The 13,692-nt window shown below is 57.6% G+C and carries 17 protein-coding genes and 1 tRNA gene; 6 read left to right on the forward strand and 12 right to left on the reverse strand.

Translation table 11 applies throughout. The annotated features are described in order from the left end of the window. Positions 1–6: 6 nt before the first annotated feature. The 7 genes from rbsD to ACQ4OB_RS10550 form a co-directional block, all read right to left on the reverse strand. A complete protein-coding gene (gene rbsD / locus ACQ4OB_RS10520; RefSeq protein WP_074875305.1) occupies positions 7–411 on the reverse strand; it encodes a D-ribose pyranase in 405 nt (134 codons plus the stop codon). After that, the gene (gene rbsK / locus ACQ4OB_RS10525; protein ID WP_074875303.1) at positions 408–1,325 is read right to left on the reverse strand and encodes a ribokinase; all 918 of its coding nucleotides are present in this window, start codon (positions 1,323–1,325) and stop codon (positions 408–410) included. The genes rbsD and rbsK overlap by 4 nt, the downstream gene beginning before the upstream one ends. A gap of 57 nt (positions 1,326–1,382) precedes the next feature. Continuing rightward, positions 1,383–2,402, reverse strand: coding sequence for a LacI family DNA-binding transcriptional regulator (locus tag ACQ4OB_RS10530; RefSeq protein ID WP_102615203.1), 1,020 nt, complete (start codon positions 2,400–2,402; stop codon positions 1,383–1,385). A gap of 3 nt (positions 2,403–2,405) precedes the next feature. Then, positions 2,406–3,383: an ABC transporter permease gene (locus tag ACQ4OB_RS10535; protein WP_008145645.1), complete on the reverse strand. Its 978-nt coding sequence runs from the start codon at positions 3,381–3,383 to the stop codon at positions 2,406–2,408. Then, positions 3,380–4,933 (reverse strand): sugar ABC transporter ATP-binding protein, encoded by a 1,554-nt coding sequence (locus ACQ4OB_RS10540; protein WP_430955648.1) that lies wholly within the window; start codon positions 4,931–4,933, stop codon positions 3,380–3,382. Before ACQ4OB_RS10540 ends, ACQ4OB_RS10535 begins: the two co-directional genes overlap by 4 nt. A 56-nt stretch (positions 4,934–4,989) precedes the next feature. Further along, positions 4,990–5,946: a sugar ABC transporter substrate-binding protein gene (locus tag ACQ4OB_RS10545; RefSeq protein WP_282483140.1), complete on the reverse strand. Its 957-nt coding sequence runs from the start codon at positions 5,944–5,946 to the stop codon at positions 4,990–4,992. A 195-nt stretch (positions 5,947–6,141) separates the two neighbouring features. Next, positions 6,142–6,603 (reverse strand): hypothetical protein, encoded by a 462-nt coding sequence (locus ACQ4OB_RS10550; RefSeq protein WP_430955649.1) that lies wholly within the window; start codon positions 6,601–6,603, stop codon positions 6,142–6,144. 349 nt (positions 6,604–6,952) lie between these two features. On the opposite strand from ACQ4OB_RS10550, the gene ACQ4OB_RS10555 reads away from it, so the two are divergent. The 3 genes from ACQ4OB_RS10555 to ACQ4OB_RS10565 all read left to right on the forward strand — a co-directional run bounded on the left by ACQ4OB_RS10555 (position 6,953) and on the right by ACQ4OB_RS10565 (position 9,197). Further along, on the forward strand, positions 6,953–8,041 hold the full coding sequence (locus ACQ4OB_RS10555) for an asparaginase (protein ID WP_074875294.1): 1,089 nt from the start codon (positions 6,953–6,955) through the stop codon (positions 8,039–8,041). Positions 8,042–8,212: 171 nt separating this feature from the next. Continuing rightward, positions 8,213–8,503, forward strand: coding sequence for a DUF1654 domain-containing protein (locus ACQ4OB_RS10560; protein WP_074875292.1), 291 nt, complete (start codon positions 8,213–8,215; stop codon positions 8,501–8,503). A gap of 4 nt (positions 8,504–8,507) precedes the next feature. Continuing rightward, entirely contained in the window at positions 8,508–9,197 is a 690-nt protein-coding gene (locus tag ACQ4OB_RS10565; protein ID WP_074875290.1) for an endonuclease, read from the forward strand. A gap of 213 nt (positions 9,198–9,410) precedes the next feature. Here the strand turns inward: ACQ4OB_RS10565 and ACQ4OB_RS10570 are convergent, their stop codons facing one another. Next, positions 9,411–9,776, reverse strand: coding sequence for a penicillin-binding protein activator LpoB (locus ACQ4OB_RS10570; RefSeq protein ID WP_102615206.1), 366 nt, complete (start codon positions 9,774–9,776; stop codon positions 9,411–9,413). A gap of 250 nt (positions 9,777–10,026) precedes the next feature. On the opposite strand from ACQ4OB_RS10570, the gene csrA reads away from it, so the two are divergent. Beyond that, on the forward strand, positions 10,027–10,221 hold the full coding sequence (gene csrA, locus ACQ4OB_RS10575; RefSeq protein WP_007938114.1) for a carbon storage regulator CsrA: 195 nt from the start codon (positions 10,027–10,029) through the stop codon (positions 10,219–10,221). A 179-nt stretch (positions 10,222–10,400) separates the two neighbouring features. On the opposite strand, the gene ACQ4OB_RS10580 is transcribed toward csrA, so the two are convergent. Continuing rightward, on the reverse strand, positions 10,401–10,856 hold the full coding sequence (locus tag ACQ4OB_RS10580) for a DUF2214 family protein (protein ID WP_074875286.1): 456 nt from the start codon (positions 10,854–10,856) through the stop codon (positions 10,401–10,403). Between the two features lie 172 nt (positions 10,857–11,028). Between ACQ4OB_RS10580 and ACQ4OB_RS10585 the strand changes: the two genes are divergently transcribed. Then, positions 11,029–11,241, forward strand: a complete 213-nt coding sequence (locus ACQ4OB_RS10585; RefSeq protein WP_074875284.1) for a hypothetical protein — start codon at positions 11,029–11,031, stop codon at positions 11,239–11,241. 98 nt (positions 11,242–11,339) lie between these two features. Here ACQ4OB_RS10585 and ACQ4OB_RS10590 read toward each other — a convergent pair whose 3' ends face one another. From ACQ4OB_RS10590 to ACQ4OB_RS10600, 3 genes are all read right to left on the reverse strand, one after another. Continuing rightward, on the reverse strand, positions 11,340–11,534 hold the full coding sequence (locus ACQ4OB_RS10590) for a hypothetical protein (RefSeq protein ID WP_074875283.1): 195 nt from the start codon (positions 11,532–11,534) through the stop codon (positions 11,340–11,342). A 125-nt stretch (positions 11,535–11,659) separates the two neighbouring features. Beyond that, entirely contained in the window at positions 11,660–11,908 is a 249-nt protein-coding gene (locus ACQ4OB_RS10595; protein ID WP_430955650.1) for a hypothetical protein, read from the reverse strand. A 208-nt stretch (positions 11,909–12,116) separates the two neighbouring features. Next, positions 12,117–12,193, reverse strand: a tRNA-Val gene (locus tag ACQ4OB_RS10600). 184 nt (positions 12,194–12,377) lie between these two features. On the opposite strand from ACQ4OB_RS10600, the gene ACQ4OB_RS10605 reads away from it, so the two are divergent. Continuing rightward, on the forward strand, positions 12,378–13,661 hold the full coding sequence (locus ACQ4OB_RS10605) for an NAD(P)/FAD-dependent oxidoreductase (RefSeq protein ID WP_430955651.1): 1,284 nt from the start codon (positions 12,378–12,380) through the stop codon (positions 13,659–13,661). Positions 13,662–13,692: the final 31 nt, after the last annotated feature.

Raw genomic sequence — 13,692 nt, forward strand, 5'->3', positions numbered from 1 at the left:
AGCGAGTTAGAACGTAACCCCTGCCACCAGCACGATGTTGCAGTACGGCTGACATTCGCCCGTACGAACAATCGCCCGTGCCTGTCGGCTGAGGACTTTGAACTGGTCATGACTGAGCAGCTCACGCCGACCCAGCGCACCGTCGGCATTCAGCTCATCGAGCGTTGCCAATGCCGAAGGCTTTTTGCCCAGGATCTCATGGGCCAATACATGGCTCTCGACCTGCATTTCGCTGAGCACAACCTTCAATGTGCTGACGAAGTCCGGGATACCGTGGGTCAGGGCCAGGTCAATCAGCTCAACGCCTGGCGGCACCGGCAGACCCGCGTCGCCAATTACTACTATGTCGCCATGGCCCAGGGAGGCGATCAGCCGCGATAACGCGACATTGAGCAAAGGGGTCTTTTTCATGGTGCGTTAAAGGCCTGTACGTCGGACAAGTTGGGAATCGAGGGTTGCGCGCCAGCACGGGTCACCGACAGCGCGGCGGCGACCTGGCCGAAACGGATCGCGTCGGCTTCGCTTTTGCCAGCCGCCAGCGCAGCGGCGAAACCACCGACGAAGGTGTCGCCAGCCGCCGTGGTATCGACAGCTTTCACCTTCGGCGCAGGGAAGTGCTCGAAGCCTTTGCCGTTGGCAAACAGCGAACCTTGAGCACCGAGGGTGATGATGACCTTGCCGGCGCCCAACGAGATCAGCCGGGATGCAGCGGTTTCGGCAGATGCCAGGGAATCCACTGGCACACCACTCAGTGCCGCAGCTTCGCTTTCATTGGGAATCAGATAATCGATGGACGCGTACCATTCCGCCGGCAGCGGACGGCTGGCCGGCGCCGGGTTGAGGATCACGGTCTTGCCCAACTCACGGCCGCGCTTGAGCGCATGACCGACCGTGGCATCCGGGACTTCCAGCTGGCAGATGATCACGTCCGCCGCCTGCAACACGGCGTCGAAACGATCAATTACCTCTGCAGTCAGCGCACCGTTCGCACCGGCAACGATCACGATTGCGTTCTGGCTGTTGTCATCGACCACGATCAACGCTACGCCACTGGAATCGTCGACGGTGCTGACCGCTTGGCAATCGATCTGCTCAGCCAACAGCGCCCCGCGCAATTGTTCGCCGTAGGCATCGCTGCCCACGCAACCAACCATCGACACCTGCGCCCCCAGTCTCGCCGCGGCAACTGCCTGATTCGCGCCCTTGCCACCGGAAACCGTGGCAAACGACTCGCCGATCAGCGTTTCACCACCACGGGGCAGCCGTGGCGCCCGGGTGACCAGGTCCATGTTCAGACTGCCGATAACCACTACTTTTGCTGGCATGCGTCACTACTCATCAATTCTGTTTCAGCGGTGCTGTTGATTTTGCGGCTTTCTATTTCAACGGAACTGGGCGAACACGCCGGCCAGCGGCGCAGTCGACTCCCGCAGGACAATACTGGGCGTCACGATCCGTTGATCGGTGGCCATGTCCGGCGTGGCGATTCTTCTTAAAAGCACTTCGGCCGCCATCTCGCCGAGCTGCAGGATCGACTGCCCCACGGTGGTCAGCGCCGGGTACACATAGCGGCTCATTTGAATATCGTCGAAGCCGATTACCGACAGTTCCGTCGGCACGCGAATATTGCGCTCGGCCGCCGCTCGCAGCACACCAATACCGATCATGTCGTTACCGGCAAAGATTGCGCTGGGCGGGTTGTTTTCCAGCAGGATCGCGGCAGTGTTGTAACCGCCAGTACTGGTGAAGTCGCTTTCCAGCATGCGCTCGCGTGCTACTTCGACACCTGCCTCTTTCAGGGCACGGCAATAACCGGCCAGACGCATCTGCGCCACACTGGTACTCGCCGGGCCACCAATGGTTGCGATGTCCCGGTGCCCCAATTCCAGAAGGTGGCGGGTTGCCAGATAGGCGCCGTATTCGTGATCGATCCGCACCATGTCGGCATTCACACCTTCCAGTCCACGGTCGACGATCACCATCGGCGTGCGCACGCCCGCCAGGCCCTCCGCCAGCCCCGCGTCACCGCCCGCCGAAGCGACAATCAGCCCGTCGATGCGCTTTTCCAGCAGCACGCGCAGGTAACTGCGCTGCTTGTCCGGGTTGTCATCGGAGTTACAGAGAATTACGCAGTAGCCATTACGCTCGCAGTAATCCTCGATGCCGCGCGCCAGTTCGGCGAAGTACGGGTTGAGGCTGTTGGGCACCAGCAGTCCGATGGTCGCCGTGGTTTTGGCCTTGAGGGACCGGGCCACGGCGCTGGGCACGTAGTCGAGGGTTTTGATCGCGGCCTCAACCTTGACCCGCACCTCTTCGCTCACCGGCCGGGTCTTGTTCACTACGTGGGAAACCGTGGTGTAGGAAATCCCCGCGAGCGCTGCCACATCCTTGATTGTTGCCATGTCTCAGGTCCGCCGGCTTGCGCGCTGACTGCGATAAGTATCAAGCACCACCGCCACCACGATCACTGCGCCGGTGATGATGCGTTTGGTGGGTTCAGTCGCGCCGATCTGCGCAAGACCGGCCGCCAATACGGAGATGATCAGAACCCCGAAGAACGTACTGATGACCGAACCGCGACCGCCCATCAGGCTGGTGCCGCCGATCACGACCGCGGCGATCACTTGCAGCTCCAGCCCGGAGCCGGCATTCGGATCCGCCGCTTCCAGACGGGAAATCTGGAACAGCGCGGCAATACCGGCCAGCAGCCCCATCAGACTGAATACCAGAATCTTGTAGGGCTTCGGATTGATCCCTGCCAGACGCACCGCCTCTTCGTTGGTGCCGATGCCGATCAGGTAGCGACCGAACACGGTACGCGTCAGCACTGCCTGGGCAATGAAGATGATCAGCAAGGCAATGATGAACGACGGCGAGATGCCAAAGGCGATCGGGTTGGACAACCAGGCGAAGGCGTCACCGATGTAGGCCGTGCGCGACCCGGTCATCTGATACGCCACGCCACGGGCCATTTCCAGCACGCCGAGGGACACGATGAACGACGGAATCCGCCATGCCACAGTGATCGAACCGGTGATGGTCCCGGCCAGCGCTGCCGCCGCCATTCCGAGCAGCGCCGCAGGCAGCACGCTCCAACCCCAACCGAGAATCGCCACGCTGACCGTTGACGCCGCCAGCGCAAGCACCGAACCCACCGACAGGTCGATGCCGCCGATGATCAACACGAACGTCATGCCGACCGCCAGCACCATCAAGTCCGGAATCTGGTTGGCCAGGGTGCTGAAAGTGTCATAGGACAGGAAATGGCTGCTCAGAACCGAGAACAGCGCAACCATTGCCAGCAAGGCACCGGCCAGTCCCAGATAGGTACCGAGGCCATAAAAGTTGCCACTACGTTTGCCGGCAGTCACTGCAGTATTCATGCGAGATCCCTAGGCGCTGCTTCGTTGAGCAACGCGTCACGTTTTTGGTAGCCGGCGAACGCGGCGGCAAGCAAATCATCCTGGGTCCAGCTGTCACGCTCGAAGGTGTCGATCAGACGTCCCGCCGAGAGCACGCCGATGCGGTCGCAGATCAACATCAGCTCACGCAGGTCGCTGGACACCACCACCAGCGCTTTGCCTTGACGGGTCAGCTCACCGAGCAAGGCGTAAATGTCAAACTTGGCGCCGACATCGATGCCACGCGTTGGCTCGTCGAACAGCATTACCGAGCAATCACGCTCAAGCCAGCGGCCGATCACGACTTTCTGCTGATTGCCGCCGGACAGTTCCGACACCAATTGCGTCGGGCTGGAGCTGCGGATGCGCATGGTGTCGACCTGACGCTGGGCCAGCGCCATCTCGTCACCCTTGTTGACAATGCCCGCGCTGGAAATCACCGGCATATTGCCCAAGGCAATATTCGCGCTGATCGACTGGGTCAGCAGCAGGCCTTCGCCCTTGCGATCTTCGGTGATCAAGGCGATGCCATGACCGACCGCGTCAGCCGGCGACCGGATACTGACAACCTGTGCTGGCGAGCCGAGTGCAACCGTGCCGCTGTCCGCTTTATCGGCACCGAAGATCAAGCGCAGCAACTCAGTGCGCCCTGCCCCGATCAAGCCGGAAATCCCGTAGATCTCGCCGGCGCGCACCTCGAAGGACACATCGCGAACCTTGTCGGAACGGGTCAGCCCGTTGACCGTCAAGGCTGGAGCGCCGATCTTGCGCGGGCCCATATCGATGTGTTCGCCGAGTTCACGACCGACCATCAGCGTTACCAGTTGCTCGCTGTTGTAATTGGCCATCGGCTCGACGCAAACCAGGTTGCCATCGCGCAGTACCGCAATACGCTGAGCGACCCGCGCCAGTTCTTCGAGACGGTGCGAGATATAGATGATCGACACGCCGCGAGCTTGCAGGCGAGTGATCTGCTCGAACAGCATCTCGACTTCACGATTGGTCAACATCGCGGTCGGTTCGTCGAGGATCAGCACGTGGCAATCGCCGATCAGATTGCGGGCGATCTCCACCATTTGCTGGTGACCGATGCCCAATTCGCCCACCAGCGTGTCCGGGTCAATCGCGTCGAGGCCGACCTGGGCCATCGCTTCGATCGCCGCCTTGCGCAATTGCTTGCGACTGATCCAGCCGCCATTGCTGGGCAAGTTGTCGAGAAACAGGTTTTCCGCCACCGACAGGGTCGGCAACAGATTGAGCTCCTGCATCACCATGCGAATGCCGAGGTCTTCGGCCTGAGCGCGGCTTGCGGGGCGGTAATCCTGCCCCTGGAATTGCATGTGGCCGGTGGTCGGCGTGACCAGCCCGCCGATGATCTTCGACAGCGTGCTTTTCCCCGCGCCGTTTTCGCCGGTCAACGCCAGCACTTCACCGCGCATCAGCGTCAGGTCGATGCCGGTCAGGACCGGTTGGGCGTAGGTCTTACCGATACCGCTGACCGAGAGGACAGCGTTCGGGGCGGAAACTGACATAAAAACTCTCCATGCGCTCGCCCCGACGGGCGAGCACCGTTGTGTCGCCAGAAGGACTACTTGGTAACCAGCTCTACCGGAGTTTCGATCACACCATTGGTGCCGCTGTCGACTTTTTCACCCTTGATGATCTTCAGCGCAGTCTCGATGCCGAACACGGCTTGCTTGGCCGCAAACTGGTCAGCGGTGGCCAGGACACGGCCATCCTTGAGCATTGGCTTGATGGCGTTGATGTTGTCGTAACCGACCACTTGCACCTTGCCGGCCTTGCCCGCTGCACGCACGGCAGATACTGCGCCGACGGCCATGCTGTCGTTGCCGGCCAGCAGGGCTTTGACTTGCGGGTACTCGCTGAGGATCGAGGCAGCCACTTTGTTGCCCTTGTCGATTTCCCAGTCACCAGACTGCAAAGAGACGACCTTGATCTGCGCCGCTTCCATCGCATCCTTGAAGCCTGCGGTTCTTTGCTGTGCGTTGGTGGTGGTTGAAACGCCTTCGATGATGCCGACTTCGTCTCCGGCCTTCAGTTGCTTGGCCAGGTACTCGCCCACCAGACGCGCGCCTTTGCGGTTATCCGGGCCTACGAACGGTACAGTGATGTTTTTGCTTTTGACCACAGCAGGGTCCAGCTGGTTGTCGATGTTGATCACGGTGATACCGGCATCGATGGCTTTCTTGATCACCGGAACCATGGCCTTGGAGTCAGCCGGCGCGATGACCAGCGCATTGACCTTGGCCAGAATCATTTGCTCGACGATGCGTGTCTGGCCAGCTGTGTCGGTTTCGTCTTTGATGCCGTTGGAGATCAGCTCGAAATCGCCGGAGTGGTCTTTCTGATAGGCCTTGGCGCCGTCTTCCATGGTCAGGAAGAATTCATTGGCCAGGGATTTCATGACCAATGCGACTTTGGGTTTTTCAGGCGTTTCGGCGAAGGCCGAAGAGACGGGTAACGCGACGGATGCGGCAGCCAGCATAGCGACAGCGAGAAGACGTCCAGCGAATGGCAGCTTCATGGGTTCACTCCGATCTTATGATTATTTTGAGCAACGCTTGCGCTGGCGTAGGCTTCATTGCGCTCACAGATGGATAACCACCACGAGCACCGCGCAAACGTTTGCGAGACCGAACTATGCGAACCCTGCCGACATTTGTCAACGAGCAGAGAGGACCATTTATTTGAACTGGCTGGCAAAAGCCGGGCATTCAAGTCATGCCGTGGTGTTGACCACCGTTCCGGTGCTGGAACCCTTGGCCAGTTCCTTGACCAGGGCCGCGGACACTTCCAACAACGCCCCATTGGTGTCGGCAATCTGTCCTTGAAATGCCATGACCACAGTGGCCTTGGCTTCCGGTGTCGGATAAGACGCCGCCTGCGCTGCGGCTAATTGTTGCTGTTGCTCGCGCAGTTGCTGTTGTAGCTCTTGCATGCGTTTGAGCAGGACTTTCACCGCCACACTCTGGTTGCTCTCGTCTGGGGTTTCGGTCTGCGCGCCCGTGCTTTTATCCAACCCCAAAGGGCCAGTCTTGACTTGATTACCATCGCCTTCCATTGTGCCCAGCGCTTTGTCGGCAGCCTCTACGGTGGCGTCATTCAAAGCTCGGATCGTAGCGGCGGATTTGCCACCAATGGTGACGCCTGCAGCGTTTGAGATACCAATGGATAACGACATGTGAACTCCTGAGTAGAAAGATCCTTTAAAGGAGCATCGACCGAAGCGCGGGTTTCTTTAGCAATGATTCGTAATCTTGCAAGACGATTTACTCGACAGAGGTTGTAGTACTTTTCGGAGAGCCGAACACAAACACTCAACGCGTTCGGAAACCCGGACAACCGGCGGTGCACTCCCTCCGGAGACACAGATAAATATTTATATAAATCATCAAGTTAAAAGTTTTTCTCATTCAAAGTACGACTGGTACAGATCCTGCTCATCTCATTCACCCCAAGCGTTCAGATCCGCTGGGGGCGCATCTAGATGAACCTGCATCAGCACCGTCTCACTACTAGAGAGAAAAATAATGACATCTGCTTTCAAGACCTTCGTTCCGGGCGCTTTGGCCCTCTTGCTGCTCCTGCCTACTGCCCTTCAGGCAAAAGAAGTCGAAACCCAACAGAAACTGGCAAACGTGGTGATCCTGGCCACCGGCGGCACCATTGCTGGCGCGGGCGCCAGCGCCGCCAATAGTGCGACCTATCAAGCGGCAAAAGTCGGCATCGAACAATTGATCGCCGGGGTTCCGGAACTCAGCCAACTGGCTAACGTTCGTGGCGAACAGGTCATGCAGATCGCGTCCGAAAGCATCACCAACGAAAACCTGCTGCAACTGGGTCGTCGCGTGGCCGAACTGGCAGACAGCAAGGACGTCGACGGCATCGTCATCACCCACGGCACCGACACCCTGGAAGAAACCGCCTACTTCCTGAACCTGGTGGAAAAAACCGACAAGCCAATCATCGTTGTCGGCTCCATGCGCCCGGGCACCGCCATGTCGGCCGATGGCATGCTGAACCTGTACAACGCAGTGGCCGTGGCCAGCAGCAAAGAGGCTCGCGGCAAAGGCGTACTGGTGACCATGAACGATGAAATCCAGTCGGGTCGTGACGTCAGCAAAATGATCAACATCAAGACCGAGGCATTCAAAAGTGCCTGGGGCCCGCTGGGCATGGTGGTCGAAGGCAAATCCTACTGGTTCCGCTTGCCGGCCAAGCGTCACACCATGGACTCGGAATTCGACATCAAAAACATCAAGAGCCTGCCTGATGTCGAAATCGCCTATTCCTACGGCAATGTCAGCGATACCGCTTACAAAGCGTTGGCTCAGTCTGGCGCCAAAGCCATCATTCACGCCGGTACTGGCAATGGCTCTGTCTCGTCCCGTGTAGTCCCATCACTGCAAGCCCTGCGCAAGGACGGCGTGCAAATCATTCGTTCGTCCCACGTCAACGCCGGCGGTTTCGTACTGCGTAACGCTGAACAACCAGACGACAAGTACGACTGGGTTGTAGCGCACGACCTGAACCCGCAAAAGGCTCGCATCCTGGCCATGGTCGCACTGACCAAGACCAACGACAGCAAAGAGCTGCAGCGGATGTTCTGGGAATACTGATTGGCCCTCGCCCGACCGGCTCCGGTAGGGCACCGCTTCCACCACTCGCCAAACCCAGGCGAGTGGCTTACAAGCCCTCCCGATATTTCGATAAAAATTTTCCCTTCGTCCTACACCAAACGGAAAAAATTGCTGTCAGAGGATTTTCTTGAATTTTAAGCAGTTGCGAAAATGCTTACAGTTAAATACTGTATGCACGTACAGCTTAATAAGGATAATTCCGTGGCCAACACCTCTGCCTCTCCTGACTCCTATGCACGCATGGGTATGCGCGTTCAAAAAATCATCAATTCCCCCTCCGCCCAAAAAGCCAAAGCAGCGTTGATCTTCCGTCTGCCGGACGAACCCGTGGATGAGTGGGAACAATTGCTCGAAGAAATCGACGAGAACGACAACGTCACCCTCGCCTATCGCGACGATGGCGGCGTGCAGATTTTTTGGGTTGTGCCGAAGGAAGATTGAGTCAATGAGTGTCCGCTGGCTTGCTTTGCTGTTTTTGTTCATCACCCTCGGCGCCCAGGCTGGCGCCCCACGCACCTTCAACGAAGCCAAGAAAGTGGCCTGGAAGCTCTACGCACCGCAATCCACAGAGTTCTATTGCGGGTGCAAATACACCGGCAACAAGGTCAACCTCGCAGCCTGCGGTTATGTACCGCGTAAAAACGCCAAGCGCGCTTCCCGCATCGAGTGGGAGCACATTGTTCCGGCCTGGCAGATCGGCCATCAGCGTCAGTGCTGGCAAGAAGGTGGGCGCAAGAACTGCACGCGTTATGATCCGGCCTACCAGAAGGCCGAAGCCGACCTGCACAACCTGGTGCCGAGCATTGGCGAAGTGAATGGCGATCGCAGCAACTTCAGTTTCGGCTGGTTGCCGGTGCAGTCGGGCCAATATGGCTCGTGCCTGACCCAGGTCGACTTCAAGGCGAAGAAGGTCATGCCCCGCCCGTCCATACGCGGCATGATCGCTCGAACGTATTTCTACATGAGCAAGCAATATGGTTTGCGCCTGTCGAAACAGGATCGACAGCTCTACGAAGCCTGGAATAAAACCTATCCGGTAGAGGCCTGGGAACGACAGCGCAACCAAAGCGTGGGGTGCGTCATGGGACGCGGCAACGAGTTTGTCGGCCCCGTCGATATGAAAGCCTGCGGTTAAGCGCTCGCTGAAAACACAAAAGGCCTCGGGCTTGATATCCGAGGCCTTTGTTCGTTTCTAACCGCCGGCTTTGTGGTAGCGCCAGTAGCCCATCAGGCTGAGTGACTTCTTGGCATCTCCACGGCGATCCAGCCGTAGAAGCCATCACGGGCAGATTCGGCCGTTTCCCAGAGCGTCACGCATCAAATGAGGACTGCGCCTGGAAAAGGATTGTTACTGGGCTACGGGATGGTCGACAACCAACAGTTCGATGTTCTGTTTCTTCGCCCGGGTGAGCGCCGCGCGCACTTCTGTCTGTTTGGCTTCGGCCTCTGCTTTCGAACCGAATGGCCCGAGCAGAATCCGGGTCTTTCCATTTTCCTTGACGATATTGGAAACGAAACTGTGCTCAATCAACCAGCCGCTCAAATCGCTGACCGCCTGAGGTGTTTCGCCTCGAACTTCAAGATCCCATTGCGGACCGGAGACCACCGAAGGTGCAGTCGCGGCTGCCGGTTGCGGCTTTTGCGCGTCAACACTCTTGCCTTCACCGCATCCCGCCAGCGCCAATACCGCAATTACCAAGACCATTTTGCGCACAACGCGTCCCTCAGAATGCTTAAAGCGGCGATTTTAGCATCCATGAATACTTCCCGAGTGCCGCAAAATGGGCTTAAAACAACGAGAATGATGGTTGCGGCCTCTGTATAGTTACGCCTTGGGAATTAATGCAGCATCTGCGCGTCAGAAAGAGGCACCCAAACCATGAGACTTCGCACTAATCTATAGATACCACCGACCTCTGCACTGTCCGAATCAGGTGCCCTACAAAGCAATCAAGGAGAAGACCATGCTGATACTCACCCGCAAAGTCGGTGAAAGCATAAATATTGGCGATGACATTACGATCACCATTCTGGGCGTTAGCGGCCAGCAAGTCAGAATAGGCATCAATGCCCCGAAAGACGTTGCGGTTCATCGCGAAGAAATCTATCAGCGCATTCAGGCTGGCCTCACTGCTCCAGACAAACCGCAGACTCCCTGAATCCTGTTGCAGTCAGTAGCCAGCCCGTTCGTTACAGCGCAATGGCTGGCTAAAGATTCATGCTCGGCATTTTGCTGGGCACTCGCCTCCTCCCCGATTACGTGAAGCCGATGCTACCGGCTTCGGCCACGCCGTGACTGTCAGATTATTCGCTTTAACCCCGACGAATCCCGCCGTTCTTAGCCGAAGGTCACGCCGCGCGCCATGCCGGTGGCCGCAATCACCATCAACATCAACAACAGCGCTTCGACATGGCTGATGCGTGCAAACAGCCTGGCTCGACCCTGGTCAATCGAAGCGCCCCTGCCCAAGGCGATCCGCCACTTGATCAAGGTGATCATGGGGGCCACTTCAAGCAGCAGAATGATCACGAACAGCGTCATCTTCAAATGGAACAATGGCTGATGAAGGTAATAGTCAGTGCCTTTTTCGTACCCGCCGAAGGCCCGCATCAAACCTGTGATCAGCAAAATACCCGCACAGATGCCCCATACGTTATCGGCAACCAGCACACTGCGAACCGGCGCCGTACCGACAGCCAGGCGGCTTAACGCCGCACCTCGGGTGAGCACCGCCCAAAGGCCCAAGGCAACAGCCAAGAGATGGATCGCCGCAAGAAACCAGTGAAACAGCATAGGGATGCTCCAGACAGGGACAAGGAAACGGGCTTGTCAGTAGTAGTCCAGAATCTGGAAATCTGCCTGCAGGCCGTGACATGACTGGCGAAGAGCCAGCTATCCCCCTATCATGCCGCCCACTGGCCCTTGCGTAAGGAGCCAGAGGATAAACATTCAAAAGGGAATAGACGTGAAAGAGTTCGTAATTGGCGTAAACAACGTTGTTCTGTACGTCGCACTGGCCGTTATCTGGATCGTCGCAGTGGTCATGATCTTCGTTCAGGGCTTCTGGTCCGGGGCAGGCGTCTTCATTACCGGCACCCTGACGTGGTGCATCATCTCCGGCTTCTGGTTCGTACAGTCGGCGACTTATGAAGAACTGAAGAAGCTGAACGCCAAGTAAGATTAGTTTTAGTTGGTAGGGCCTACCAAGCAGGTCCGACAGGATCGTCTTGCACGAGATCCAGATGTGAAGAGCCCAGCGCGATGGCTGGGCTCTGGTTATTTTCTGTTTTCCATCATCTTGTCGGCGAGAGCTTTGGCCCTTTCAATCAACAGATTCTGCCTGTCTTCATGCGTAGCGCCTCCTACAACCGGTGCCGTCAAATTGCTTTCCGCAATCAACGCAGCGCAGAAGTATTGATCCCAAACAGCTCTGTCCTCAGATACCTGCTTGTTCATTTGGTCGGCGATCATATGCGGCTCCTTTTGATGAGGTAGCACCGCTATCTTACGCCTGAATCACTGGCAATCCGTGCCGCTGAAGCTGATCGGCAAACCGGGCGATCATTGACCGGTCCGAGGGCCGATGGCCAGCGCCTTCAGTCGTCTCTATCGTCACGATCACGATCACGATCACGATTGCGGTCATACCCATGATCATGGTCACGACGATCATATCGGCGGTCATACCCGCGATCATCGTCATACCCGCGGTCGTATCCACGACGGTAATCATGATCCCGATCACGATCTCGACCGTACCTTTCTCCGTCGTCCCAGTGAGGCCCACAGCCTCCCAGCAGGAGAGAACCTGAAATAACCATGAACATTATTACTGCACGCTTCATTTGAACGCCCTGAATGCAAAGTCAGCGATATGACCGTGAGGCCGCTGAATGATTCACAGGGTAGATACAACAAGCCAAATCCAAAGCCTGCCTGGAGGTGGGCGTTGAGTTGACGTTTTGAGGTGGGAGTTTTGCAAATCGCAGGCAACAAAAAAGGGCCCACCTTTCGGTGAGCCCTTCTAGACCGCCCAGCAGAGCGGATTTTGTTTGGTAGGCGCGATTGGACTCGAACCAACGACCCCCACCATGTCAAGGTGGTGCTCTAACCAACTGAGCTACGTGCCTGCTGTGAGGCGGCATTCTACGGAATTCCGAAGGGGTGTCAACACCTTTTTTCGAGCTAACCCTATGAATATGCAAAATATTTAATTTTGCGGCTGCAAAGAAGATTTTGCGGTGGCTGGCGGTCGATTTTTATCTCGGGTAGGATCGATACAACTCGTAAAATATATTAAACAGAGGCTGCAGGATGGCGAACACCCCCTACCCGGAATCCTATTACGCCTCATCGGCCAATGCGGTTCCGCCGCGCCCGGCTTTGCAGGATGACGTAGAGACTGACGTCTGTGTGATCGGTGCCGGTTACACCGGCCTGTCCTCTGCCCTGTTTCTGCTGGAAAACGGTTTCCGGGTCACGGTGCTTGAAGCGGCGAAGGTAGGTTTTGGTGCGTCGGGGCGTAACGGTGGCCAGATCGTAAACAGTTATAGCCGCGACATCGATGTGATCGAGCGCAGTGTCGGTCCCAAGCAGGCTCAGTTGCTGGGGCAGATGGCGTTCGAAGGTGGGCGGATCATTCGTGAACGGGTTGCCAAATATAATATCCAGTGCGACTTGAAGGACGGCGGTGTTTTTGCCGCCATTACCGCCAAGCAGATGGGCCATCTGGAATCCCAGAAGCGTCTGTGGGAGCGGTTCGGTCATAACCAACTCGAATTGATGGATCAGCGTCGCATCCGTGAAGTGGTCGCGTGCGATCAATACATCGGCGGCCTGCTCGACATGAGTGGCGGGCATATTCATCCGCTGAACCTGGCGCTGGGCGAAGCGGCAGCTGTGGAGTCGCTGGGCGGCACCATTTATGAGCAATCGCCGGCGGTGCGTATCGAGCGCGGCGCGAATCCGGTAGTGCATACACCTCAGGGCAAGGTCAGGGCCAAGTTCATCATCGTTGCGGGCAACGCGTATCTCGGTAATCTGGTGCCGGAACTGGCCGCCAAATCGATGCCCTGCGGGACTCAGGTGATCACCACTGAGCCCTTGGGCGAAGCGTTGGCCAAGAGCCTGTTGCCGCAGGATTACTGCGTCGAGGACTGCAACTACCTGCTCGACTACTACCGTTTGACCGCAGACAAGCGCCTGGTCTTCGGCGGCGGCGTGGTATACGGCGCGCGGGATCCGGCGAACATCGAGGCGATTATTCGGCCGAAGATGCTCAAGGCCTTCCCGCAGCTCAAGGACGTGAAGATCGATTACGCCTGGACCGGTAATTTCCTGCTGACCTTGTCGCGACTTCCCCAAGTCGGACGCTTGGGCGACAACATCTACTATTCCCAGGGTTGCAGCGGCCATGGCGTGACGTACACCCACCTGGCAGGCAAGGTCCTGGCTGAAGCGTTGCGTGGTCAGGCCGAGCGTTTCGATGCGTTTGCCGACCTGCCCCACTACCCGTTCCCCGGTGGACAACTGCTGCGCACACCATTCGCTGCGTTAGGCGCCTGGTATTACGGATTGCGCGACAAACTCGGCTTCTGACTGACCGGCGCAAAAAAGGGGCAACTGAACA

Source organism: Pseudomonas sp. ES4, from assembly GCF_050586665.1.
GTDB lineage: Bacteria > Pseudomonadota > Gammaproteobacteria > Pseudomonadales > Pseudomonadaceae > Aquipseudomonas > Aquipseudomonas frederiksbergensis.

Excerpts from the sequence above, each read along its gene's own strand:
- ACQ4OB_RS10540 (WP_430955648.1), bottom strand. The coding sequence starts at position 4,933 with ATGTCAGTTTCCGCCCCGAACGCTGTCCTCTCGGTCAGCGGTATCGGT.
- csrA (WP_007938114.1), top strand. The coding sequence starts at position 10,027 with ATGCTGATACTCACCCGCAAAGTCGGTGAAAGCATAAATATTGGCGAT.
- ACQ4OB_RS10565 (WP_074875290.1), top strand. The coding sequence starts at position 8,508 with ATGAGTGTCCGCTGGCTTGCTTTGCTGTTTTTGTTCATCACCCTCGGC.
- ACQ4OB_RS10605 (WP_430955651.1), top strand. The coding sequence starts at position 12,378 with ATGGCGAACACCCCCTACCCGGAATCCTATTACGCCTCATCGGCCAAT.
- rbsD (WP_074875305.1), bottom strand. The coding sequence starts at position 411 with ATGAAAAAGACCCCTTTGCTCAATGTCGCGTTATCGCGGCTGATCGCC.
- ACQ4OB_RS10560 (WP_074875292.1), top strand. The coding sequence starts at position 8,213 with ATGCTTACAGTTAAATACTGTATGCACGTACAGCTTAATAAGGATAAT.
- ACQ4OB_RS10535 (WP_008145645.1), bottom strand. The coding sequence starts at position 3,383 with ATGAATACTGCAGTGACTGCCGGCAAACGTAGTGGCAACTTTTATGGC.
- ACQ4OB_RS10530 (WP_102615203.1), bottom strand. The coding sequence starts at position 2,402 with ATGGCAACAATCAAGGATGTGGCAGCGCTCGCGGGGATTTCCTACACC.
- ACQ4OB_RS10580 (WP_074875286.1), bottom strand. The coding sequence starts at position 10,856 with ATGCTGTTTCACTGGTTTCTTGCGGCGATCCATCTCTTGGCTGTTGCC.
- ACQ4OB_RS10550 (WP_430955649.1), bottom strand. The coding sequence starts at position 6,603 with ATGTCGTTATCCATTGGTATCTCAAACGCTGCAGGCGTCACCATTGGT.
- rbsK (WP_074875303.1), bottom strand. The coding sequence starts at position 1,325 with ATGCCAGCAAAAGTAGTGGTTATCGGCAGTCTGAACATGGACCTGGTC.
- ACQ4OB_RS10545 (WP_282483140.1), bottom strand. The coding sequence starts at position 5,946 with ATGAAGCTGCCATTCGCTGGACGTCTTCTCGCTGTCGCTATGCTGGCT.
- ACQ4OB_RS10595 (WP_430955650.1), bottom strand. The coding sequence starts at position 11,908 with ATGAAGCGTGCAGTAATAATGTTCATGGTTATTTCAGGTTCTCTCCTG.
- ACQ4OB_RS10555 (WP_074875294.1), top strand. The coding sequence starts at position 6,953 with ATGACATCTGCTTTCAAGACCTTCGTTCCGGGCGCTTTGGCCCTCTTG.
- ACQ4OB_RS10590 (WP_074875283.1), bottom strand. The coding sequence starts at position 11,534 with ATGATCGCCGACCAAATGAACAAGCAGGTATCTGAGGACAGAGCTGTT.